At 75.5% G+C, this 1,146-nt stretch carries 1 protein-coding gene; it reads right to left on the bottom strand.

What is annotated here, in order from left to right; genetic code table 11:
- Nucleotides 1–1,138 (bottom strand): terminase large subunit domain-containing protein (locus AX685_RS14230; RefSeq protein ID WP_156445823.1); only part of this gene is annotated, 1,138 nt, incomplete at its 3' end.
- Nucleotides 1,139–1,146: the final 8 nt, after the last annotated feature.

Raw genomic sequence — 1,146 nt, 5'->3', positions numbered from 1 at the left:
CCCGCCGCAGTTCGTAGAGCGCGGCGACCGGCTCCGCGCGCGCCGCCTTGCCGCGGGTGGCGTGGACCAATGTCACCGGCAGCGTCGCCTGCGCCGCCAGCGGCACGCTCTTCACCATCGCGCCGCCCTGGTTCGCCTCCGCCACCACGCGGTCGGCGCCGACACGGGTGGCGCACGCGCCGACCGCGCGCGCCCAGCCCTCGGGCGTCGCGCCGCTGACACTGGCATCCTCGATCACATAGCCGCAGCCGTCGCGCCCCAGCCCCGCCGCGACGATCCCGCAGGCATCGCCGTCGGTGCCCGCGGGCGGATCGACCCCGACGACGATGCGCACCAGCGGCGGCACCGTCGCGGCGCGCTGCGCCTCCAACGTCGTGCGCGTCCACAGCGCGCCCGCCACCTCGTCGATCAACTCGCCGTCCAGTTCCTGGCGCCCCAGCCGCGTCGCGCCGTAACTGGCGGTCATCGCCGCGACGAACGCGGGCGGCAGATGCGGATTGTCATGCGTCCGCCCGCGCGTGGTGCGCGTCCCCGGATCGGCCGCGATCCGCCGCATCAGCGCGGTCGGGCGCGGGGTCGTCGTCACCAGCACGCGCGGCTGCTCGCCCAGCCGCAACCCCATCAGCAGATTGTCCCACCCCGCGGTGCCGCGCCATTTGCCCAGTTCGTCCGCCCAGGCGAAATGATGCTCCGGCCCGCGCAGCGTCTCCGGCGCGGCGGCGGAATAGACCTGCGCACTCGCCCCGCTGGCGAAGCGCACCTCGCCGCTGGTCGGGCGCCACACCACCGGTTCGTCGTCGCGCGCTACCGCGATGACGCCGCTCGGCCCCTCCACCATCACCTTGCGCGCGTCGGCGATCGTCGCGCCGACCAGCGCGAAGCGCGCCTGCGGCATGGTGCGGGCCATCGCGCTCACCCATTCGGCGCCCGCGCGCGTCTTGCCGAAGCCGCGCCCGGCCTGCATCAGCCACACCGACCAGCCGCCCGGCGGGGGCAATTGCCCCGGATGCGCCCATTCCTCCCACCGCTCGACGATCGCACGCGCGGTCTCCTCGCTCAGCGTCGCGGCGATCGCGGTGCGCTCGGCCAGCGGCAGCCCGCGCCACCAGCGCAGCGCCCGCTCCATCGATGCGCTCATGCCGGCTC

The organism is Sphingomonas sp. CCH9-F2, from assembly GCF_001556735.1.
GTDB classification, from domain to species: Bacteria; Pseudomonadota; Alphaproteobacteria; order Sphingomonadales; family Sphingomonadaceae; genus Sphingomonas; species Sphingomonas ginsenosidimutans.
The sequence above is the reverse complement of the archived record's forward strand: the minus strand, read 5'-3'. Positions and strand labels throughout refer to the sequence as shown.